The 22,236-nt window shown below is 53.3% G+C and carries 22 protein-coding genes; 20 read left to right on the forward strand and 2 right to left on the reverse strand.

The genetic code is table 11. The annotated features are described in order from the left end of the window. Positions 1-25: 25 nt before the first annotated feature. Entirely contained in the window at positions 26-2,155 is a 2,130-nt protein-coding gene (locus HV213_RS02145) for an intracellular growth attenuator family protein (protein WP_181484641.1), read from the reverse strand. A gap of 330 nt (positions 2,156-2,485) precedes the next feature. Between HV213_RS02145 and nudE the strand changes: the two genes are divergently transcribed. After that, positions 2,486-3,046 carry an ADP compounds hydrolase NudE gene (gene nudE, locus HV213_RS02150; RefSeq protein ID WP_181484642.1) on the forward strand — a complete coding sequence of 187 codons (561 nt, stop codon included), beginning with the start codon at positions 2,486-2,488 and terminating at the stop codon, positions 3,044-3,046. 56 nt (positions 3,047-3,102) lie between these two features. Here the strand turns inward: nudE and mrcA are convergent, their stop codons facing one another. Next, the gene (gene mrcA / locus HV213_RS02155; RefSeq protein ID WP_181484643.1) at positions 3,103-5,661 is read right to left on the reverse strand and encodes a peptidoglycan glycosyltransferase/peptidoglycan DD-transpeptidase MrcA; all 2,559 of its coding nucleotides are present in this window, start codon (positions 5,659-5,661) and stop codon (positions 3,103-3,105) included. Between the two features lie 117 nt (positions 5,662-5,778). Here mrcA and HV213_RS02160 point away from each other — a divergent pair, with 117 nt between their 5' ends. The 19 genes from HV213_RS02160 to HV213_RS02250 all read left to right on the forward strand — a co-directional run bounded on the left by HV213_RS02160 (position 5,779) and on the right by HV213_RS02250 (position 22,222). Beyond that, positions 5,779-6,564, forward strand: a complete 786-nt coding sequence (locus HV213_RS02160) for a type IV pilus biogenesis protein PilM (protein WP_181484644.1) — start codon at positions 5,779-5,781, stop codon at positions 6,562-6,564. A 2-nt stretch (positions 6,565-6,566) separates the two neighbouring features. Next, positions 6,567-7,106: a PilN domain-containing protein gene (locus HV213_RS02165; RefSeq protein WP_181484645.1), complete on the forward strand. Its 540-nt coding sequence runs from the start codon at positions 6,567-6,569 to the stop codon at positions 7,104-7,106. Continuing rightward, a complete protein-coding gene (locus HV213_RS02170) occupies positions 7,090-7,527 on the forward strand; it encodes a HofO family protein (protein WP_181484646.1) in 438 nt (145 codons plus the stop codon). Before HV213_RS02165 ends, HV213_RS02170 begins: the two co-directional genes overlap by 17 nt. Then, on the forward strand, positions 7,517-7,924 hold the full coding sequence (locus tag HV213_RS02175; RefSeq protein ID WP_181484647.1) for a HofP DNA utilization family protein: 408 nt from the start codon (positions 7,517-7,519) through the stop codon (positions 7,922-7,924). The genes HV213_RS02170 and HV213_RS02175 overlap by 11 nt, the downstream gene beginning before the upstream one ends. Beyond that, positions 7,833-9,074, forward strand: a complete 1,242-nt coding sequence (hofQ, locus tag HV213_RS02180; protein WP_181484648.1) for a DNA uptake porin HofQ — start codon at positions 7,833-7,835, stop codon at positions 9,072-9,074. The genes HV213_RS02175 and hofQ overlap by 92 nt, the downstream gene beginning before the upstream one ends. Positions 9,075-9,344: 270 nt before the next feature. After that, positions 9,345-9,866: a shikimate kinase AroK gene (gene aroK, locus HV213_RS02185; RefSeq protein WP_004106441.1), complete on the forward strand. Its 522-nt coding sequence runs from the start codon at positions 9,345-9,347 to the stop codon at positions 9,864-9,866. Between the two features lie 54 nt (positions 9,867-9,920). Continuing rightward, a complete protein-coding gene (aroB, locus tag HV213_RS02190) occupies positions 9,921-11,015 on the forward strand; it encodes a 3-dehydroquinate synthase (RefSeq protein ID WP_181484649.1) in 1,095 nt (364 codons plus the stop codon). Positions 11,016-11,099: 84 nt separating this feature from the next. Continuing rightward, positions 11,100-12,407, forward strand: a complete 1,308-nt coding sequence (gene damX, locus HV213_RS02195; RefSeq protein ID WP_181484650.1) for a cell division protein DamX — start codon at positions 11,100-11,102, stop codon at positions 12,405-12,407. Positions 12,408-12,485: 78 nt separating this feature from the next. Further along, positions 12,486-13,313 carry an adenine-specific DNA-methyltransferase gene (gene dam / locus HV213_RS02200; protein ID WP_181484651.1) on the forward strand — a complete coding sequence of 276 codons (828 nt, stop codon included), beginning with the start codon at positions 12,486-12,488 and terminating at the stop codon, positions 13,311-13,313. Between the two features lie 17 nt (positions 13,314-13,330). Further along, on the forward strand, positions 13,331-14,008 hold the full coding sequence (gene rpe, locus HV213_RS02205) for a ribulose-phosphate 3-epimerase (protein WP_110274962.1): 678 nt from the start codon (positions 13,331-13,333) through the stop codon (positions 14,006-14,008). After that, positions 14,001-14,750 carry a phosphoglycolate phosphatase gene (gene gph, locus HV213_RS02210; RefSeq protein ID WP_110274963.1) on the forward strand — a complete coding sequence of 250 codons (750 nt, stop codon included), beginning with the start codon at positions 14,001-14,003 and terminating at the stop codon, positions 14,748-14,750. The genes rpe and gph overlap by 8 nt, the downstream gene beginning before the upstream one ends. Before the next feature lie 3 nt (positions 14,751-14,753). Then, on the forward strand, positions 14,754-15,758 hold the full coding sequence (trpS, locus tag HV213_RS02215) for a tryptophan--tRNA ligase (protein WP_181484652.1): 1,005 nt from the start codon (positions 14,754-14,756) through the stop codon (positions 15,756-15,758). Positions 15,759-15,908: 150 nt separating this feature from the next. Then, entirely contained in the window at positions 15,909-16,814 is a 906-nt protein-coding gene (yhfZ, locus tag HV213_RS02220; RefSeq protein ID WP_181484653.1) for a GntR family transcriptional regulator YhfZ, read from the forward strand. Between the two features lie 16 nt (positions 16,815-16,830). Continuing rightward, the gene (locus tag HV213_RS02225) at positions 16,831-17,193 is read left to right on the forward strand and encodes a PRD domain-containing protein (RefSeq protein ID WP_181484654.1); all 363 of its coding nucleotides are present in this window, start codon (positions 16,831-16,833) and stop codon (positions 17,191-17,193) included. 83 nt (positions 17,194-17,276) lie between these two features. Then, positions 17,277-18,440 (forward strand): YhfX family PLP-dependent enzyme, encoded by a 1,164-nt coding sequence (locus tag HV213_RS02230; RefSeq protein WP_181484655.1) that lies wholly within the window; start codon positions 17,277-17,279, stop codon positions 18,438-18,440. Then, the gene (locus tag HV213_RS02235) at positions 18,440-19,663 is read left to right on the forward strand and encodes a phosphopentomutase (protein ID WP_181484656.1); all 1,224 of its coding nucleotides are present in this window, start codon (positions 18,440-18,442) and stop codon (positions 19,661-19,663) included. The genes HV213_RS02230 and HV213_RS02235 overlap by 1 nt, the downstream gene beginning before the upstream one ends. Continuing rightward, positions 19,663-20,541: a phosphotriesterase-related protein gene (locus tag HV213_RS02240; protein ID WP_112214761.1), complete on the forward strand. Its 879-nt coding sequence runs from the start codon at positions 19,663-19,665 to the stop codon at positions 20,539-20,541. Before HV213_RS02235 ends, HV213_RS02240 begins: the two co-directional genes overlap by 1 nt. A gap of 10 nt (positions 20,542-20,551) precedes the next feature. Then, on the forward strand, positions 20,552-20,905 hold the full coding sequence (locus tag HV213_RS02245) for a DUF2620 domain-containing protein (RefSeq protein WP_181484657.1): 354 nt from the start codon (positions 20,552-20,554) through the stop codon (positions 20,903-20,905). A 12-nt stretch (positions 20,906-20,917) separates the two neighbouring features. Beyond that, positions 20,918-22,222 carry a YhfT family protein gene (locus HV213_RS02250; RefSeq protein ID WP_181484658.1) on the forward strand — a complete coding sequence of 435 codons (1,305 nt, stop codon included), beginning with the start codon at positions 20,918-20,920 and terminating at the stop codon, positions 22,220-22,222. Positions 22,223-22,236 lie beyond the last annotated feature (14 nt).

The raw sequence follows: 22,236 nt of genomic DNA on the forward strand, positions 1-22,236 counted from the left end.
GTATCACACCGCGTCGCGCAGAGAATTAATCTTGCGGGTCTGGAGAGGAAAGTAGAACCGGATTCAGGCAGCTCTCGTAATACTTCTGGATCTCTTCCTGACGCTGACGGTGACGCTGGTAGCGACGAATTGCCAGGATACCGTGATACCCCATACAGCCCAGCATCGCCAGCAGCAGTAAAGTTGTTCCCAGGTAACGCCACAGACCGGTGCGGTCGGGAATACGGTGCAGGTTGATATGCTGCGTGCCGTTGGCATCGGTATAGAGATTGGTGACGATCCCTTCCGCATGGAACGGCGTGTGCATCAGCATTCCCGCCAGTCGCTGCAGTTCGTTCCACTGTTGGTGAGCGGGGTAATCGTATAGTCCGGTCGTTGGCCACGGTTGATTCACCAGGTCGCTGCCTTCATCGCTGGCAATTAAAAAACCACCAGGGGCTGGACTGTTTAGCGCCTGGGCCGCACGTGATGTTTCACGGCTGACAAACGGCGCGGTGGAGGTGGTGACCAGATTCTCCAGCGATTCTGCGCTTACCGGGCGTAGCAGCACGTTGACGCCATCCAGCTTGCCCGTATTGGCGCGTTTGGTCAGAGTTTCCCAGTTGCGCGTGTTGCCGAGGTTAACCAGCGCATTTTTCAGGCGAACGCAGTCGTCTTTCGCTGAACACAGGTCACTTGTTTTTATGACGATATCGCCAAAGTCGTCGAGCAGTACCATCCCGGATTTCTGAATAGCGGAACGCAGCGCCGGGCTAACGCGAGATTCATCATTCGACTCGGGATGGAGCTGGCGTTGAACTGTTTGCATCAGTGCGCTGGCCTTACTGACGATGTCGGATTCCGGCAGCGGCAGGGGAGGCGCATCATTCCAGATGATTTGCGAACAGTCGAAGGGCATAAACGGCGAGTTCTCTTTTGCCGTCCAGGTTCCTGGCGTGTGGATATTACACATGCCGGTCCCTTTCAGGCGCAGCGTATCGCCGATGCGGACCTGCGACTTATCCAGTTGAGCAACCGTTGTGGCTTCGATAGTTTGCGCACCTTTCAGCCACGACAGGGTGAACTTAAAGGGCATATTCAGCGGCACGCTTACCCACAGCATCACTACCACCAGCAGCGCTCCTGCGGCAATAATCGCGCTGCGTAGCCAGTACTGAAGCGGGAAGTTTTTAACTTCATCATGCAGCGACAGGAAACGCCCCTGGCGAACGACGTGACGGCTGAGGTAGATGTCTACATCCGTTTGCTGGCCGAGATCTTGCGTGATCCACGGTTGCCAGTGGCGCGGATAGATCAGGTCGATAATACCGAAGGAGATATTGTTGATATGCTCCTGGTTATTTTCGCCAAATAATCCCCAGCGCTTGGGCATACCGCGCAGGCAGTGAATTTCTCGTAGTGATGTTTTGCGTGGTGGGGCGTAGATACCCCAGACGCCGGCGAGTAGCAGCAGTAAACCACCGCCCAATAGCCACGGGGAAAACACGTCGGGGCTTATCAGGCTGCAATAAAACAACAGGAACGCAGCAACGATCAGAACGGCTTCACGAAGGCCGTCGGGGCGGCTGAGCGCATGTTCTTCCGATGTTTCCGGACGAATGCTTAGCAGTTCAATCTGCTCGCTCTCTTCCCCACGAATCGATGCCTGGGTTGCGGAGGTGCGTTCGAGAGCAAACCCGAGAGATTCTTGCGGATAGTCGCTCAGCGTTTGGCCATTAAGGGCAATGACCAGAGGCAGGCTATCGGTTGGAATTAATTCAACACTGTTTTCATCATTGATATGTTGTTCCCAGAACGGAGGAAGATGAATTTCCACTGAATCAAGGAAGTAGCGCCATTTATTCAGGTCGTCAGTGTTGATGCCATAGCGAGTAATTGCGCGAGTAACGGTAAAAACGGTGTCACTCTGTTCGTTCAACGCGATATTTACCGGTGCAATACTGGCACCTGAGGCTGGCAATTGCTGATTGCGGCTGAGGCCTTCGAGGTATTTTTCTACGGCGCTGCGCTCTTCATCAGAAAGCTTACGTGTCGCGGCGTCACTGAAGGCATGCAACAGAGGAAGGCGGCGGCGTCTGGCATGCGATCGATACCACCAGCCTATAAGCAACGCGCAGATTAGCAGAGCTGTCAAAAAAATCAGAAAGGTGCCCATGCCCATCCCATCATAGTTATTCTTTTCTTACTGGTATCGTTGGTTGCCATTCACACTTAAGTAAACCAGCTGTACGCAATCGGCATCTGTCATGTAAAAACGGGAAAAATCATTGTGTAGCACAGCAGCATACAACCTTATCAAAAACGTTAAAATCCAGGAATCGGTAAATTCTCAAATACTATTCAACCTATTGACTTTTTGGTCTTTGTATCAATTACATCTAAAACTATAAAGTTGCAACTATGTAAATTAGTGGCGAATTGAATTGCCGAAACCGTGCTGCGTGTCGCACAATGACCTCTGTAATCACAGCATAGACCGATGACAATGAGCAAATCATTACAAAAACCCACCATTCTCAGTGTTGAAACGGTAGCGCGTTCGCGACTTTTTAACGTTGAAAGCGTGGACCTTGAGTTCAGCAACGGCGTTCGCCGGGTGTATGAACGGATGCGGCCCTCTACCCGTGAAGCCGTGATGATTGTGCCGATTGTCGATGACCATATTATATTGATTCGCGAGTACGCTGTTGGGACCGAGTCCTATGAATTAGGCTTTTCGAAAGGCCTGATTGACCCGGGTGAAAGCGTGCTCGAGGCTGCCAACCGTGAGCTGAAAGAAGAGGTTGGTTTTGGCGCGCAAAAGCTGACGTTTTTGAAAAAGTTGAGCATGGCCCCATCTTATTTCTCCAGCAAGATGAATATTCTGGTGGCGGAAGACCTTTATCCGGAATCACTACCGGGCGATGAGCCAGAGCCGCTACCGCAGGTTCGCTGGCCGCTGTCGCAGCTGATGGCGCTGCTTGATGAAGAGGACTTTCATGAAGCTCGTAACGTCAGTGCGCTGTTCCTGTTGCGCGAATGGTTGCAGGAGCAGGGCCGACTGTAGCCAGTCGCGAAATAAAGTATTAAGCAAAGAAAAAGCGCCCGCAGGCGCTTTTTTTGTCAGAACAGTTCGTGGGTTTCGCCGCCGCCATCGGTGATGGTGGTGCCGACTTCATGAACCGCCTGCTGGGTGGGCTGGGTGCCTTCGATAAAGTACTCAGCACGGCTGTTACCTCCGCTGGCCAACTGGCCGGTACTGCGGTCGATATTCACCGTGATGATACCCGGCGGCGGCGTTAACGGCTCCTCCGGTACGCCTTCCAGAACCCTTTTCATAAAATCATCCCAGGCCGGCTGGGCGCTTTTGGCTCCACCCTCGTAGCCAGAAATCTGATCTTTGATTGCGCCTGAGGCGGTTGTACGACCCAGATCGCGGCGGTGGTCATCAAAGCCAATCCATACCGACGTCACCACGCCAGGGCCATAGCCGGAGAACCACGCATCTTTCGAGCTGTTGGTGGTCCCTGTCTTACCGCCGATATCGTGACGTTGCAGGTCGCGACCCGCACGCCAGCCGGTACCCATCCAGCCGGGTTCGCCGAAAACATTGGTGTTAAGGGCGCTCTTAATCAGGAAGGCCAGCGGCGTATTGATCACGTGCGGCGCATACTCGGGAGCGCCACTCTGCGCGACCAGTGACTGGTTGGCCTGCTCAAGCTGTGGCTGCGGCGGAACGCTGGCATTTTGCGGTTCCTGGGAGGTGACAACGTCCTCGACGTCTTTATTTTCCAGCACGTCTGATTTTGGCGTATCACCGTAAATCACTGGCGAATTGCACTGCGGGCAGGCAATTTTTGGTCGTTCTTCGAAAATGACGCCGCCCTGATCGTTCTCAATTTTACTGATGAAATACGGGCTAACCAGGAAACCTCCGTTCGCCATCACCGAATAACCGCGAGCGACCTGTAACGGTGTGAAGGATGCTGAACCCAGCGCCAGTGATTCGGTTCGCACGATGTTCTGTGCCGGGAAGCCGAAGCGCTGGAGGTACTCTGCGGCGTAGTCCACGCCCATGGCACGCATGGCGCGAACCATGACGACGTTCTTCGATTGACCCAGCCCCTGGCGTAAACGGATAGGACCAGCATATTGCGGAGGTGAGTTTTTCGGCCGCCAGTCAGAGCCAGAACCCGCATCCCAACGGGAAATAGGCACATCGTTAAGCATGCTCGCCAGCGTTAAGCCTTTATCCATCGCTGCGGTATAGAGGAACGGCTTAATGTTAGAACCGACCTGGCGTAAGGCCTGAGTCGCACGGTTGAACTTACTTTGGTTGAAATCAAAACCACCGACCAGCGCAATAATCGCGCCGTTTTGCGGGTTGATGGATACCAGCGCCGAATTCACATCCGGTACCTGAGACAGCCACCAGTCGCTGCCGACCTGGCGGACCCAAATTTGTTGCCCGGTTTGCAAGACATCGGTCACTTTGCGCGGTGTAGCGCCTTGCTGAGTATCAGAAACAAACCGACGCGCCCAGCGAACCCCTGACATATTCAGCGATACCGACGTTCCGTTGCTCAACAGGGCAACGGCCTCCTGCGGATTTGCCGAAGTGATTACTGCCGGGGAGAGAGGGCCCGAGTTCGGTATTTTTTTCAGCGCAGCAATGATTTTCTGGTTATCCCACGGTGTTTCACCCACTTTCCACAATACGCTGGCTGGGCCGCGATAGCCGTGGCGCATATCGTAATCCAGCACGTTGTTACGTACCGCCTGCTGGGCAGACTGCTGGTTTTTCCGGGTGATGGTGGTGTAGACGCGATAACCATCTTCATAAGCCAGTTCACCGTAGCGACTGACCATTTCCTGACGCACCATTTCGCTGAGGTAGGGAGCTGAGAAGGCGATTTCCGGCGTGTGATAACTTGCGTCAATAGGCTGATTACGCGCTTGTTCGTACTGTGATTGCGTGATGTAGCCTTCGCTCAGCATACGTGAAAGCACCACATTGCGGCGGGCGGTCGCGCGATCCATAGAATAAAGTGGGTTAAAGGTTGAAGGGGCTTTGGGCAAGCCCGCAATCATCGCCATCTCGCTCAGCGTGAGCTGATCGACGGATTTACCGAAATAGACCTGAGTGGCCGCGCCGACGCCATAGGCGCGGTAGCCGAGATAGATTTTGTTCAGGTACAGCTCAAGAATTTCGTCTTTATTGAGCAACTGTTCGATGCGGATTGCGAGAAAGACCTCTTTTACCTTACGTATCAGCGTCTTTTCGGGGCTCAGGAAGAAGTTACGCGCCAACTGCTGAGTGATGGTACTGGCACCTTGTGAAGCGTGGCCGGAGAACATAGCAACGCTGGCGGCACGAAAAATACCGACCGGATCAACACCATGATGCTCATAAAAACGGCTGTCTTCGGTGGCGATAAACGCTTTTATCAGCTCAGGCGGCATTTGCTGCAGGGTGACAGGAATTCGGCGTTTCTCGCCATATTGCGCAATCAGCTCGCCATCCGCACTGTAAACCTGCATCGGGATTTGCAGACGCACATCCTTCAGGGTCGCGACGTCAGGAAGCTGCGGCTCTATATATTTATAGAGACCAAAAATCGAGCCTGCTCCCAGCAGTACGCAACAGACTGCAAGGATGAAAAGATACTTTACGAACTTCACCGGAGATTTCTCATTTAGTTTTACTTGGGCAGTTTATAAACAAACGCGCAGTAGTATAAAGGCAAGCCTGGTGCATTGATATAGCGAACCATATTGGCGGATAAGGAGATCGTAGGCATGGCTTTTAGAAACTGGCGCATAGGAATGCATATCCAGCAGGACCGTATTGCCATCGTAGCGCTGTTGTTTGAACGCTCCCGCTGGGCGCTGCGGCGCTGGTGGAATATTCCCCTGACGCCCGGCACCGTGCGTCAGGGACTGGTTGTCGACGTTGAGGCGCTGGCCCGACAGCTGCAAAGCTGGCGGCGTGAGCTGCCAATGCAGCATCAGGTTTGTATTGCGCTCCCGGCGGCGCGCACGTTGCAAAAGCGTTTGCCGCGTCCTCAGGTCTCGTTAAGAGAAAGCGAACAGGCAACGTGGATAAGCAGCGCGATGGCGCAGCAGTTGGAAATGCCAGCTTCCTCATTATGTGTTGATTATTCGACTACCGGAACGGGTGATGGTTGGCAGGTAACGGCGGCGCAGCGCTTAGACGTTGACGCGCTGCGTCGCCTTACGGAGCGACTCAAGTTAAGGGTTGCCGGAATTGTTCCGGATGCCAGCGTACTCAGCGCCTTTTTTCCCTGGCTACCGGCTGAAACTCATGGACTGGCGTGGCGAGATGAATCGACCTGGCTGTGGGCAACCGCAGATAACTGGGGATGGAATTTATGCAGCGAAACCCCTTCTTTTCCCCGACTGGTTTCACAGGTTAACGCCGGTGAGTTTCGCCTCTGTACTTCCGAATCGTTCGACGGGCAAAGCTTTGATGCCTGGAGCGTAATATATCGTCTGCAGCCTCCGCTTCCGCCCTGTGGCGATAGCTTTACGGTTGCGCTGGGCCTTGCGTTGGGTGCGCGTTAACGATGAGCCAGATTGTTAACTTTCTTCCCTGGCGTGAAACCCGTCGACGGCAGCGTCTGCGTTCGGGAGGGTTGGTACTCGTCGGGTTCCTGCTTGTTCTGCTTATGGCGTGGTTCGCATCACGAATGAACAGCCGGATCAGTCACTCGCTTGAGGCGGAGAGAGCGAGTGCCGAAAGCCAGCTTTATAACGCGTTCCAGCAGCGTGAGCGTGTTATGCGTCAACGGTTACAGCAGCACGAACGGCTTCGTCAGCGCCAGCAGCGCCGAGAGATAACCGCAGCATGGCAGCCAAGATTGCTGGAGGTCGCTGCCCGCTTACCGGAGCAGGCCTGGCTCACCAGTCTGGAATATCGACAAAATGCGCTCACGCTTGGTGGGCTGACGTTAAACCTGAAAGCATTAACAACCCTGGAAAAAGCGCTGGAAGGTATTAGCGGCTTTCATCCGGCCAAAGCGGGTGAAACCCACCGAGATAGCGAAGGGCGCTGGTTGTTTAGCTTTTCTATGGCGGGAGAGCGCGCAGATGCGGGTGAACATTGAGCGCTGGCTAACGGACGGCAAAATTCTGTTCGCGCTGTCCATCGTTTTAGCTCTCATCGTAGGGGCTTTTATGTGGCTACAAACCTCGCCGCCAAAAATACACTCGGGCGGCTCGCTGCGAATACAAGAGCAATGGCGAAAACTGTTGCCGCTACAGGCTTCGCTAAACAGTACCCGAACGGACGAAGCGAAAACCGAAACCTTTACGCCGCTTGATCTGCCAGTCGTCGGAGCGGTACTTGTATCCTGGCGGCCAGTTGGGCGGGGCGGTGAGATGCTGCTGGAGGTTAACTGGCAATCGGTACCCGCGCTGTTTTCCTGGCTGGCACGCTGCGGGATGCAGGCTACGGCATTTTCACTACACCCGGAAAAGCAGGCGCTGCAGCTGACCCTGCAACTGGAGGCGGAAGATGCAGAGTAAGTGGTGGAGTTTACTTTTGTTGCCGCTCCCGCTGATGGCTGGAGGACGCGATCCATTCCAGCCTGCGGTTGATGGCTGTCGAACGGCACAACTGAGCCAATGGCGCTACGGCGGAGCTATCAGCGATCCGCAATTGCATATTGGAATTTTGCAGGACAGCGCCGGGAAGTGGCGTCGAGTAAGAGCGGATGAAACGTTGCCGACAAACTGGCGAATCACGCTCCTGACGGCGCAGAGAATTGAAATAACTACGGGACCAGGATGTGAACCCGCCCAGTGGGCCTGGCAGCGTGAAGGAATAAAAAATGATCCGATGGATAAGCCTGCTGTTTCTGCTGTTGCCACTGATGGCAACGGCGGCAAAAAAAGATCAACCCGTGTCGCTGGTCGTCGATGACGCACCGGTAGCTCAAGTATTACAAACTCTGGCGGAACTTAAACAGAAAAACCTGGTAGTGGCCCCGGACGTCAGCGGTACGGTATCGCTACATCTAAAAAATGTCCCCTGGAAACAAGCGCTGCGTTCCGTAATCGATAGTGCCGGGCTGACGTTAACTCAACAAGGTACGGTGCTGTATGTTCACACTCTTGCCTGGCAAAATGCGCGGCAGGTGCAGCTTGAGGCGGAAAGAGATAAACGTTTGCAGAATCTCCCTCTACAGGATCACAGTGTGGCCTTGCGTTATGCTGATGCGGGGGATCTCGCTAAAGCCGGAGAGAAATTGCTGAGCGCTCGTGGACATCTCACCGTCGATACACGAACCAATCGTCTGCTAATTCGTGATGATGTCCAGCATATCCCTGTCTTGAAAGCATGGGCGCTGGAGATGGACTTGCCTGTCGGTCAGGTAGAGCTGGCGGCGCATATTGTCTCAATGAGCGAAACCAGCCTGCGCGAGCTGGGGGTGAAGTGGAGCCTGGCCGAAGCCAGCAGTCCGCCAGGAACGGGTAAATTCACCACCTTAAGTAGCAACCTGGCGGTCGGCGATGCTAGTACGCGAGTGGGATTTAATATCGGGCGTATTAACGGGCGGCTATTAGAACTGGAGCTTTCCGCTCTTGAGAAAAAGCAGCAGGTACAAATTATCGCCAGCCCACGACTGCTGGCTTCACATATGCAGCCCGCCAGCATCAAACAGGGAAGTGAAATTCCGTATCAGGTCTCTAGTGGTGAAAGCGGTGCAACTTCCGTTGAGTTTAAAGAAGCGGTATTGGGGATGGAGGTTACGCCGACGGTGCTACAGCAAAATCGGGTGCGTTTAAAACTTAGAATTAGCGAAAACACGCCAGGACAAATTCTTAAACAGGAAAATGGCGAAGCGCTGGCTATCGATAAACAGGAAATTGAAACGCAGGTCGAAGTGAAAAGTGGTGAGACCCTGGCCTTGGGAGGAATTTTTTCGCAAAAAAATAAATCTTCTCGCGATGGTATTCCCCTGCTTGGCGACATCCCATGGCTTGGGCAATTATTTCGCCGTGACGGCAAAGATAACGAACGACGTGAACTGGTTGTCTTCATTACTCCACGTATACTGGCAGTGAATTAAGCGGGTTTTTCATGCTAAACACGTTTCAGGTGTTTGACGTGAGGACGGATTTAGCATACAAGGGGTACCGATTTGAGAGTCGGGTACGACATCAATCCTCCCTTATATTGTCCGGTGATTTATTCTGTTGCCAAACCAGCCGGAGTATTGAGATAATTTTCAGTCTGACTCTCGCTCTATTGCATATGAGGTTTCAGTTCATGTCCTGCTGCGTTGGATCTTTGCGAAGCGGGTTTATCATTAACGAATAGTCTTAGTAGTACCGAAAAAATGGCAGAGAAACGCAATATCTTTCTGGTTGGGCCTATGGGTGCCGGCAAAAGCACTATTGGGCGCCAGTTAGCCCAGCAGCTCAACATGGAATTTTACGATTCTGATCAAGAAATTGAGAAACGCACTGGCGCTGATGTGGGTTGGGTCTTTGATGTAGAAGGCGAAGACGGCTTCCGCGATCGTGAAGAAAAAATCATCAATGAGTTGACGGAAAAACAGGGAATTGTGCTGGCGACTGGCGGCGGCTCTGTAAAATCCCGTGAAACGCGTAACCGTCTCTCCGCCCGCGGCGTGGTGGTCTACCTGGAAACAACTATCGAAAAGCAGCTTGCCCGTACACAGCGCGATAAAAAGCGTCCTTTATTACAAGTTGATGCGCCGCCTCGCGAAGTTCTTGAAGCGTTGGCAGATGAACGCAATCCGCTGTATGAAGAGATTGCTGATGTCACTATCCGCACCGACGATCAAAGCGCAAAAGTGGTAGCAAACCAGATTATTCATATGCTGGAAAGCAACTGATTCTGGCTTAATAAAGTGCGTCAGAGTAAAAGCAACTGAGGTGGACGTCGCGTTATGGAGAGGCTTACTGTAACCCTCGGGGAACGTAGTTACCCGATTACCATCGCGGCTGGTTTGTTTAACGATCCAGCTTCCTTCCAGCCACTGCAATCAGGCGACCAGGTTATGCTGGTCACCAATGAAACGCTGGCGCCGCTTTATCTGGATACCGTTCGTTCCGTACTGGAGCAAGCGGGAGTAAAAGTCGACAGCGTGATTCTTCCCGACGGCGAGCAGTATAAAAGCCTGGCGGTGATGGATACTGTTTTTACCGCTCTGTTGCAAAAACCACACGGCCGCGACACGACGTTAGTGGCGCTCGGCGGTGGGGTGATCGGTGATTTAACTGGATTTGCCGCGGCCAGCTATCAGCGTGGCGTGCGATTTATCCAGGTCCCTACTACGCTGTTGTCGCAGGTTGATTCCTCCGTTGGCGGCAAAACGGCTGTAAACCATCCTCTCGGTAAAAATATGATTGGCGCCTTCTGGCAGCCAGTTTCTGTCGTTGTCGATCTCAACTGTCTCAAGACACTACCGACGCGCGAACTGTCCTCCGGTCTGGCTGAAGTCATAAAGTACGGCATTATCCTCGATGGCGAATTCTTCGATTGGCTGGAAAACAACATCGATGCGCTGATGGCGCTGGATGAAAAAGCAATGGCGTACTGTATCCGTCGTTGTTGTGAGCTGAAAGCTGAAGTCGTCGCGGCCGACGAGCGCGAAACCGGGTTACGTGCTTTACTCAATCTTGGACATACTTTTGGTCATGCGATCGAAGCTGAAATGGGCTACGGTAACTGGCTGCATGGTGAAGCTGTGGCTGCCGGTATGGTGATGGCGGCGCATGTGTCCGAGCGTTTAGGGCAGTTCAGCGCACAGGATACGCAGCGAGTTATTCGTTTGTTGCAGCGTGCTGGTTTACCGGTGCATGGGCCTCTGGAGATGGCGGCAGACGCCTATTTGCCTCACATGATGCGTGATAAAAAGGTACTGGCTGGCGAGATGCGGCTGGTGCTACCGCTCGCAATAGGGAAAAGCGAGATACGTGGCGGAGTGCCGCATGATGTTGTTCTTGGCGCAATTGCTGATACCCAGCAGGCGCAACAATAAGAAGGTCTGGCCGCGTTCGCGCGGCGTTATCATTTCAGGTGACATGCAATAGTCGTGAGCATAAGCCTTTTAGTGGGGTGTTAAATGGATGAATTAAAACCAGAAGACGATATGAAAGCCGATCGCAACGATCGTCGTGCTGGTCGTTCCCGTCAGTCTTCTGAGCGTGATGCCGATCCGCAAATCAATTTTGATGATGTCGATCTTGATGATGCTGACGATGGTCGCCCGACGCGCGGCAGCAAAGCACGCCGTGAGCGCGATGAAGAACAATATGAAGAACAATATGAAGAGGACGTAGAGTCTGACGAAGACGATGCCGAAGAGCGTCAGGTCGAACGTCGTCCGCGTAAACGTAAGAAGGCGCCGGCCAAACCGGCTTCCCGTCAGTACATCATGATGGGTGTAGGTATCCTCGTCCTTCTCCTGCTGATTGTTGGCGTCGGATCTGCGCTGAAATCACCTTCCTCTTCATCTGGTGAGCAAACGGCTTCAGGTGAGAAGAGCGTTAGCTTATCCGGCGATCAGGATAATAATGCCCAGCCGACAGCTCAGGATTCATCAGCGACGAATAATTCACAGCCGCAGGATGTCTCTTTGCCGCCAATTGCCTCTAACCCGACTCAGGGCCAGGCAACTACTGAGCCGCAGGGACAGCAGCGTGTTGAAGTTCAGGGTGATCTGAACAATGCGCTGACTCAGCAGCAGGGCCAGATTGATAGTGCCGTGGCGAATTCCACTCTGCCAACTGAACCTGCTACCGTTGCTCCACTTCGTAATGGTGCTGCCCCGCGCCAGGCGACAACGGAACGTCAGACGGCGGCGACACCGACACCACGCCCAACTGAGCGTAAGCATACGGTTATCGAACCAAAACCGCAGGCCACCGCGAAAACGACTGCCGAGCCTAAACCGACTCCGGTCCAGCCTAAGCGTGTAGAAAGCGTTGCGACTACGGCTCCGGCGAAAGCGACACCAGCTCAGCCGACGAAACCTGTTGCAACTGCACAGACTAAACCGACGCAGCCAACGGCTACCACTACCACGCCTGCCGCGACTGCTACGGCAACCGCGCCGGCAGCGACTGCTGCTGCGAGTAAAAGCGCTGGTGATGTTGGCTCTATGAAGTCCGCGCCATCTGGGCACTACACGTTGCAGCTCAGCAGCTCCTCTAACTACAACAACCTCAACAGTTGGGCGAAGAAAGAGAAGTTGGAAAAATATGTTGTCTATGAGACTACGCGTAACGGTCAACCCTGGTATGTTCTGGTGAGCGGTATTTATGCTTCGAAAGATGAAGCTAAACGCGCTGTTGCGACTCTGCCGGCAGATGTACAGGCGAAAAACCCGTGGGCAAAACCGCTGCATCAGGTTCAGTCTGACCTGAAATAATGCTGCTGTGTAGTCTGAAGCGCTGGATGCTGTCGGAGCTTTCTCCACAGCCGGAGAATGTGTAATTAGTTAGGCAGCATGAAAAAGAATCGCGCTTTTCTGAAATGGGCAGGGGGGAAATACCCCCTGCTCGATGATATTAAAAAGCATTTGCCGCAGGGCGATTGCTTGATTGAGCCCTTTGTGGGCGCCGGGTCGGTATTTCTTAATACCGACTTTTCTCGTTATATCCTTGCTGATATCAATAGTGATTTGATTAGTCTGTATAACATAGTCAAACTGCAAACCGATGAGTACGTTGCGGCGGCGCGTGAGATGTTCACGCCAGAAAATAACGCCGCAGAACGTTACTACCAGTTCCGTGATGAGTTCAACCAAAGCCAGGAACCGCTGCGTCGTGCGGTGCTGTTCCTTTATCTGAACCGTCATGGCTACAATGGTCTGTGTCGTTACAACCTGCGCGGTGAGTTTAACGTGCCGTTTGGCCGCTATAAAAAGCCCTACTTTCCAGAGGCCGAGTTGCACCACTTCGCTGAGAAAGCGCAGCATGCAGAGTTTCATTGTGAATCTTATGAAGACTGTATGAAGCGAGCAGATAACAGCTCTGTTGTTTATTGCGATCCGCCCTATGCGCCGCTGTCGTCAACGGCGAATTTTACGGCCTATCATACGAATAGCTTTAGCCAGGAACAGCAGGAGTTGCTGGCTAAAAAGGCGGAATCGCTGGTGAAAAAGCGTATTCCTGTGCTTATCTCAAACCATCGCACGCCGCTCACTCAGGAGTGGTATAAAAATGCCGCTGAGATGCATATTGTGAAGGTTCGACGCAGCATCAGCAGTAACGGTGGTACACGTAAGAAGGTGGACGAGCTTCTGGCTCTGTACCGTCCGCCCAAGACAAAATAAATTTCAAGGAGATGCGGATGAAGCAGTATTTGATTGCCCCTTCGATTCTGTCGGCTGATTTTGCCCGTTTGGGTGAAGATACCGCCAACGTGTTGGCCGCAGGTGCCGATGTTGTGCACTTTGACGTAATGGACAACCACTATGTGCCGAATCTGACCATCGGTCCAATGGTACTGAAATCGCTGCGAAATTACGGTATCACCGCGCCGATTGATGTGCATTTGATGGTCAAGCCTGTTGACCGCATCATCCCTGATTTTGCTGCTGCGGGCGCTAGCATCATTACTTTCCACCCGGAAGCTTCTGAGCACGTCGATCGTACTTTACAACTCATCAAAGAAAATGGCTGTAAAGCCGGTCTGGTGTTTAACCCAGCCACGTCCCTGAGCTATCTCGATTATGTGATGGATAAACTGGACGTCATTCTGCTGATGTCGGTGAACCCAGGCTTTGGTGGCCAGTCTTTTATTCCGCACACCCTTGATAAACTGCGTGAAGTTCGTCGTCGTATTGATGAATCTGGCTACGACATTCGTCTGGAAGTTGATGGCGGCGTGAAAGTGAACAATATTGCCGAGATTGCCGCAGCCGGTGCGGATATGTTTGTTGCCGGGTCGGCGATTTTCGATCAGCCGGACTATAAAAAAGTGGTTGATCAAATGCGCAGCGAATTAGCGAAGGTTAGCCATGGATAAGTTGCAAACCATTCGCGGCGTGGCGTTTGACCTTGACGGCACGCTGGTGGACAGCGCGCCTGGGCTGACTGCTGCCGTCGATAACGCGCTTTACGCCCTGGAGCTGCCGATGGCCGGGGAAGCGCGTGTCATCACCTGGATTGGTAACGGAGCTGATGTTCTGATGGAGCGCGCCCTGACCTGGGCTCGCCAGGAACGCGCAACGCTGCGCGCCTCGCAGGGTAAACCTTCTGTTGATCATGACGATATCCCCCAGGCTGAGCAGTTGACGGTTTTGCGTAAGTTGTTCGATCGCTACTATGCAGAAGTGGCCGAAGAGGGGAGCTTTTTGTTCCCGGCGGTTGCCGATACGCTCGGCGCGCTGCACGCAAAGGGCTTGCCGTTAGCGCTGGTAACCAACAAGCCAACGCCGTTTGTCGCGCCTATTCTTGACGCGCTGGACATCGGCAAATATTTTACCGTCGTGATTGGCGGTGATGATGTAAAAAACAAGAAACCACACCCGGATCCACTGCTTCTGGTCGCGGAAAAACTGGGGCTGGCGCCTGCTGAGCTGCTGTTCGTTGGTGACTCACGCAATGATATCCAGGCTGCGAAAGCCGCAGGCTGCTACTCAATCGGTCTGACATATGGCTACAACTATGGCGAGTCAATTTCGCTGAGTGAGCCGGATTATATCTTTGACCAATTTAATGAACTCTTGCCCGCTTTCGGGCTACCGTACAGTGAAACTCAGGAATAGAAAATGACTAAGCCCATCGTTTTTAGTGGCGCACAGCCCTCAGGTGAATTGACCATTGGCAACTACATGGGTGCGCTGCGTCAATGGGTAAACATGCAGGACGATTACCACTGCATTTACTGCATCGTTGACCAGCACGCGATTACCGTCCGCCAGGATCCACAACAGCTGCGTAAGGCGACGCTGGATACGCTCGCGCTATACCTGGCCTGTGGTATCGACCCGAAGAAAAGCACCATTTTTGTTCAGTCCCACGTGCCAGAGCATGCGCAACTGGGCTGGGCGCTGAACTGCTACACCTATTTCGGCGAACTGAGCCGTATGACTCAGTTCAAAGACAAGTCATCACGCTACGCCGAAAACATTAACGCCGGCCTGTTTGACTACCCGGTGCTGATGGCTGCCGACATCCTGCTGTATCAGACCAATCAGGTTCCGGTCGGTGAAGACCAGAAACAGCATCTGGAGCTGAGCCGCGATATTGCCCAGCGCTTCAACGCTATTTATGGCGATGTGTTTAAAGTCCCTGAGCCGTTTATTCCGAAATCTGGCGCTCGCGTGATGTCGCTGCTGGAGCCGACCAAAAAGATGTCCAAGTCAGACGATAACCGTAACAACGTGATCGGCCTGCTGGAAGACCCGAAATCGGTAGTGAAAAAGATCAAACGTGCGGTGACTGATTCCGATGAGCCACCCGTTGTGCGCTACGACATCCAGGACAAAGCGGGTGTTTCCAACCTGTTGGATATCCTCTCTGGCGTAACGGGTCAGAGCATCCCTGAGCTGGAGCAGCACTTTGAAGGCAAAATGTACGGCCACCTGAAAGGCGAAGTCGCCGATGCGGTATCCGGCATGCTAACCGAACTGCAGGAGCGCTATAACCGTTTCCGCGACGATGAAGCTTTCCTGAATCAGGTGATGAAAGAGGGCGCGGAGAAAGCCAGCGCTCGCGCTTCTGTTACGTTGAAGGCGGTCTACGAAGCGATTGGTTTCGTCGCTAAGCCTTAATCTATCTGATGGTTGCCGTCATATCCAAAGCCGGGTGCAATGCATCCGGCTTTTTAATTTGTGATAGCTGTCGTGATTTGATTATTTGCTCCTTGTTAATTATCTTCAGTTTAGTGAAGATATAAATATTCAATTTAGTGAAGATTATAGATGCGTCGGACATTCATTAAAAAAGAGGGCATGGCACTAACGACCCTGGCTCGTTATTTGCTGGGCGAGCAGTGCGGTAATCGCCTGAAAACGATTGATGAGTTAGCGGGGGAGTGCGGCTCTTCCGTTGGGCTGACTCAGGCGGCGTTAAAAACGCTGGAGTCTTCCGGGGCCATTCGAATCGAACGCCGCGGGCGCAACGGCAGTTACCTGGTTGAGATGGATAACAAGGCCCTATTGGCGCATATCGATATCACCAACGTCGTTTGCGCAATGCCTCTGCCCTATACGCGATTGTATGAGGGGCTGGCGAGCGGGCTGAAAGCGCAGTTTGAAGGTATACCTTTTTACTATGCGCATATGCGCGGCGCGGACATTCGCGTGGAGTGCTTACTTAACGGTGTTTACGACATGGCGGTGGTTTCGCGCCTGGCGGCAGAAAGTTATTTAGCTCAGAGCGGGCTGCGGATGGTAATGGCCCTTGGGCCGCACAGCTATGTTGGTGAGCACCAGCTGATTTGCCGGAAAGGCGCAATCGATTCGGTGCGGCGAGTGGGGCTTGATAACCGCTCGGCGGACCAGAAAATTATGACCGAAATTTATTTTGCCAATAGCGACGTAGAGCGCGTCGACCTCTCTTATCACGAGAGTCTAAGTCGCATCGTCAAAGGCGAAATTGACGCTGTTATCTGGAACGTCACCGCTGGCGCGGAGCTGGCCATGTTAGGGCTGGAAGCCCTGCCGTTAAGTGATGACCCGCGTTTTTTGCAGGCGACTGAGGCGGTAGTGTTGGCCAGGGCAGATGATTACCCGATTCAACATTTGCTACGTGCAGTCGTTGATAAACAGGCGCTATTAGCTCATCAACAACGGGTGGTGAGCGGAGAGCAAGAGCCAAGCTATTAACATTAAGGCAGTGACTATGGAAAACAGGCTCAACTTGCTGTGTGAGGCAGGGATTATCGACCAGGATATTTGTCGCGGAATGATGCAGGTCGTCCGCCAGCTGGACGAGCAGTGGCATCTTCCCGTCTTTAGCGAGCAGGGAGAAATCGCGATAACTCATATGGCAAATGCGCTGATGCGCAGCCGCCGCGGTGAGGTTATTGAGCCGCTGGATGAGGAGTTCATGGCAGAGATAACCAGTTCGGCTTATTGGGATGAGATTCATCAATTGCATCAGGTGATGATGCAGGAATTTGACGTCACTCTACATGCTAATGAAAAAGGTTATTTGCTGGCTAACTGGTATGGGTTGTGGGGAGCGGCGCAGCAGGCCGTGTGAAGAATATTGGGAATTGGCGCTATGCGACTTAAATATTCAAAAAAATGAATATTTAAAAAAGGAATAAAAGCAGAGGCAAGTAAATGTTTATTAAAGCATTACAACGGCAGAACCCGGCGCTGATTGCGACGGCGCTCCGCTTCTGGCAGCAAGGGCTTATCGCCCCGGATAGCTGGGTTATTGATGTCGATCAGGTGCTGGAAAATGGCAAGCTGCTGCTGAAGACCGCGCAGCAATATGGAATCAGCCTGTACTTGATGACCAAGCAGATTGGTCGAAATCCGTGGCTGGCAGAAAAGCTGTTGGCGCTGGGGTATCAGGGCATTGTTGTTGTGGATTACAAAGAGAGTCGGGTGATGCGCCGGGCCGGCTTGCCCGTTTCCCATCAGGGCCATCTGGTGCAAATCCCTTCCGCGCAGGTAGCGGGTGCGGTAGAGCAGGGTACCGAAGTTATTACCCTGTTCTCTCTGGAGAAAGCTCGGCAAGTTTCTGCGGCGGCGGTAGCAAGCGGTCGGACGCAGGCGGTCATGCTTAAGGTCTATGGCGAGAGCGATTTCCTCTATCCGGGACAGGAGAGCGGATTCGCGTTGGCTGAGCTGGACAACGTGGTGGCTCATCTTCGCAGCCTGCCAGGTATTGAACTGACCGGGCTCACCCACTTCCCTTGCCTGCTGTGGAATGACGAACAGGAAAAAATTCTGCCAACGCCGAATTTCCGCTCTTTGCTCGCCGCCAGAGACAAGCTCGAAAGTCTCGGCGTGACGGTTCAGCAACTGAATGCGCCTTCGGCAACCAGCTGCAGCTCTCTGCCGCTACTGGCGGAGTTTGGCGTCACCCACGCTGAGCCGGGGCATGCGCTGACCGGTACCATCCCCGCCAACCAGCAGGGAGATCAACCGGAGCGTGTTGCCATGCTGTGGCTGAGTGAAATTTCCCACCATTTTGCCGGGCAAAGCTATTGCTACGGCGGCGGCTATTATCGGCGTGGTCATGCTAAGCATGCGCTGGTATTCGCTCCGGCCAGCCAAAACGCCCAACTGGCGCAGCTTAACGCGGTAGATGACAGCAGCATTGATTACTACCTGCCGCTGGAAGGTGAGTTCCCGATCGGCAGCGCGGCAATCTTCTGTTTCCGCACGCAGATTTTCGTTACCCGTAGCGACGTGGTGCTGGTTGCGGGTATTCAAAGCGGTAACCCTGAAATCGTTGCCCGCTACGACAGCCTTGGCAACGTACTGGAGGACTAATGGCGCGATTTGTGGTGTTGGTGATAGATAGCTTTGGCGTCGGCGCGATGGCCGATGTTCCCGAAGTGAGGCCGCAGGATATCGGTGCGAATACCTGTGGACATATCTTGCAGCGTTTTCCCGCGCTGCGTCTGCCGACGCTAGAAAAACTGGGCCTGATAAACGCCCTCGGTTTTGCTCCTGGTGTGATGCAGCCTTCTGAAGATGCCGTATGGGGAACCGCAGAACTTGAGCATGAGGGTGGCGATACCTTTATGGGACATCAGGAGATTTTAGGGACTAAACCCCGGACTCCTCTGCGGATGCCGTTTAATGATGTCATCGATAAAGTTGAAGCCGCGCTGCTTGCCGCCGGACATCAAACAGAGCGCCACGGCAAAGGTCCATTTTGGCTATTGGTGGACGGTGCGGTGGCGGTTGGCGATAACCTCGAAGCCGATCTGGGGCAGGTTTACAACATAACCGGCAATCTGAGTGAAAAAAGCTTTGCTGAGGTGAAGGCCATCGGCCGGACGGTACGTGAACAGGCCTCAGTGGGACGCGTTATCGCCTTTGGCGGTCAGCTCACCAGTACGCAGAACATCTTTGATGCTGTGGAAGAAAAAGAGGGCGGCTATATCGGCATCAACGCGCCGCGCTCGGGAGCCTATAAGCAGGGATTTCAGGTTGTGCATATGGGCTACGGCGTTAACGAGCAGGTGCAGGTTCCTGCCCAGTTGTTTGCGGTTGACGTACCGACGGTACTCGTTGGCAAGGTCGCTGATATCGTTAGTAATCCCCATGGCATCAGTTGGGAAAATCTGGTCGATAGCCAGCAGATTATGGAGATCACCCGGGCGGAGTTTAACCGCCGGGAGACGGCATTTATCTGCACCAATATTCAGGAAACCGATCTGGCGGGTCATGCTGAAGATGTTGAGCGCTATGTCGACAGACTGAAGCTGGTAGATGAACAACTGGCCCTGCTGATGGCGGATATGCGCCCGGATGATTGTCTGGTGGTGATGGCTGACCACGGTAACGATCCGACGATAGGCCATAGCAAACATACGCGTGAGAAGGTGCCTTTGCTGGTGTGGTCACCAGGACAATCCTCTGCGCAGCTCGGGACTCGGCGCACCTTGTCGGATGTCGGGGCCACCGTTTGCGACTTTTTCGGCGCTCGCGCTCCGGAAAATGGGCGTTCTTTCCTTTCGCTTTTACTGCCCGCAAGGAATACATAATGATGATTGATAGCTCCGGTTATACCTATGCACATGAGCATTTGCACATTGATTTGTCCGGCTTTAAAGGCAACATCGATTGTCGCCTGGATCAATACGAACTGATTCGTAACGAGATGCGCGATTTAATGCACCTCGGCGTGCGCAATATTGTTGAGATGACCAACCGCTACATGGGGCGCAACCCGTCCTTTATGTTGGATCTGATGCGCGACACCGGTATCAACGTGATTGCCTGCACCGGTTACTATCAGCACGCTTTCTTTCCTGAGCACGTTGCTACCCGTTCTGCGCAGGAACTGGCGCAGGAGATGATCGATGAGATCGAAATCGGTATTGATGGTACGCCGCTCAAAGCCGGAATTATCGCGGAAATCGGCTCCAGTGAAGGGGTGATTACCGATCTGGAAGCCAAAGTGTTTAGCGCCGCAGCGCTGGCCCATAACGCGACCGGACGGCCTATCTCAACGCACACCTCGTTCAGCACCATGGGGCTGGAACAGCTCGCACTGCTGAAACAGCACGGCGTCGATCTCTCCCGCGTAGTCATCGGCCATTGCGACCTGAAGGATAACCTCGACGATATTTTGCGCATGATCGATCTTGGCGCTTACGTTCAGTTCGACACAATTGGCAAAAACAATTATTACCCGGACGCAAAACGCATCGCTATGCTGCTCGCCCTGCGTGAAAGGGGGCGACTGGACCACGTCATGCTGTCGATGGATATCACCCGCCGTTCTCACTTAAAGGCCAATGGTGGTAACGGTTACGACTACCTGTTGACCACCTTTGTCCCTCAGCTTTACCAGGCTGGTTTCAGCCAGGCCGATGTGGATCTGATGTTACGTACTAACCCTACTCAATTTTTCCTGTAAGGACATAGAGATGAAAAAGATTGGTGTTGCTGGATTACAGCGCGAGCTGATTAAAAAAACGATTGAAAATACGGCACCGGGTTGTTTCGAGGTGTTCATCTACAACGACATGGAAGCGGCCATGAAGGTGAAAAACGGCCAGCTGGATTACTACATTGGCGCGTGCAACACCGGTGCTGGCGCGGCGCTTTCCATTGCGATAGCCATTATCGGGTTCAACAAAAGCTGCACCATTGCTAAGCCGGGCATTAAGGCGAAAGAGGATCAGATTGCAAAAATGGTGGCGGAAGGAAGAGTCGCGTTTGGCCTTTCTGTTGAACATATTGAGCGTGCGATCCCATTATTGATCAACCATTTAAAATAAAAAGGCACTGTTATGGCGCTTTATATTCAACTCATTGTGGTGGCTTGTCTGACGGGGATGACGTCGTTACTGGCGCACCGGTCAGCCGCGGTTTTTCATGATGGTATTCGCCCGATCCTCCCGCAGCTGATTGAAGGCAATATGCATCGTCGGGAAGCGGGCAGTATCGCATTTGGTTTAAGTATTGGCTTTGTTGCTTCAGTCGGGATTTCGTTTACGTTAAAAACCGGGCTGCTGAACGCCTGGCTGCTGTTTCTGCCTACCGATATCCTCGGCGTACTGGCAGCGAACAGTATTCTGGCTTTCGGTCTGGGCGCGGTTTGGGGCGTTCTGATTCTTACCTGTCTGCTGCCGGTTAACCATCTGCTGACGGCGCTACCGGTCGATGTATTGGGATCGTTGGGCGAATTGAGTTCACCGGTGGTATCCGCTTTTGCACTGTTCCCGTTGGTGGCCATTTTCTACCAGTTCGGCTGGAAAAGCAGTCTGCTGGCGGCGGTTGTTGTACTGATTACGCGCGTACTGGTCGTCCGCTACTTCCCGCATCTCAACCCTGAGTCGATTGAGATTTTCGTTGGCATGGTGATGCTGTTGGCGATCGCGATTACCCAAGACCTGCGCAATCGCGGTAGCGAGGATCACGACGCCAGCGGGATGTCGGTATTTGAAGAGCGCACGTCGCGGATAATCAAAAACCTGCCGTATATCGCGATTGTTGGCGCGCTGATTGCGGCGGTAGCCAGCATGAAGATTTTTGCCGGTAGCGAGGTGTCCATCTTTACTCTCGAAAAAGCGTATTCGGCAGGCGTGACGCCGGAGCAGTCGCAAACGCTGATTAACCAGGCGGCGCTGGCAGAGTTTATGCGTGGTCTGGGCTTCGTGCCGATGATCGCCACTACCGCGCTGGCTACTGGGGTTTATGCGGTTGCTGGTTTCACCTTCGTCTACGCGGTGGGTTACCTGGCACCGAATCCATGGATTGCCGCACTGCTGGGCGCTCTGGTGATTTCGGCGGAAGTGCTGTTGCTGCGTTCAATTGGTAAGTGGCTGGGACGCTATCCATCAGTGCGCAATGCGTCAGATAACATTCGTAATGCGATGAATATGCTGATGGAAATGGCGCTGCTGGTTGGCTCTATTTTTGCCTCCATCAAAATGGCTGGCTATACCGGTTTCTCGATTACCGCTGCGATTTACTTCCTCAATGAGTCGTTGGGGCGTCCGGTGCAAAAAATGGCCGCGCCGGTTGTGGCAGTCATGATTACCGGTATCGTGCTGAATATTCTGTTCTGGCTCGGATTATTTATTCCGGCATAACAAGGAGCGTGGGT

This window comes from Klebsiella sp. RHBSTW-00484 (assembly GCF_013705725.1).
Classification (GTDB): Bacteria; Pseudomonadota; Gammaproteobacteria; order Enterobacterales; family Enterobacteriaceae; genus Klebsiella.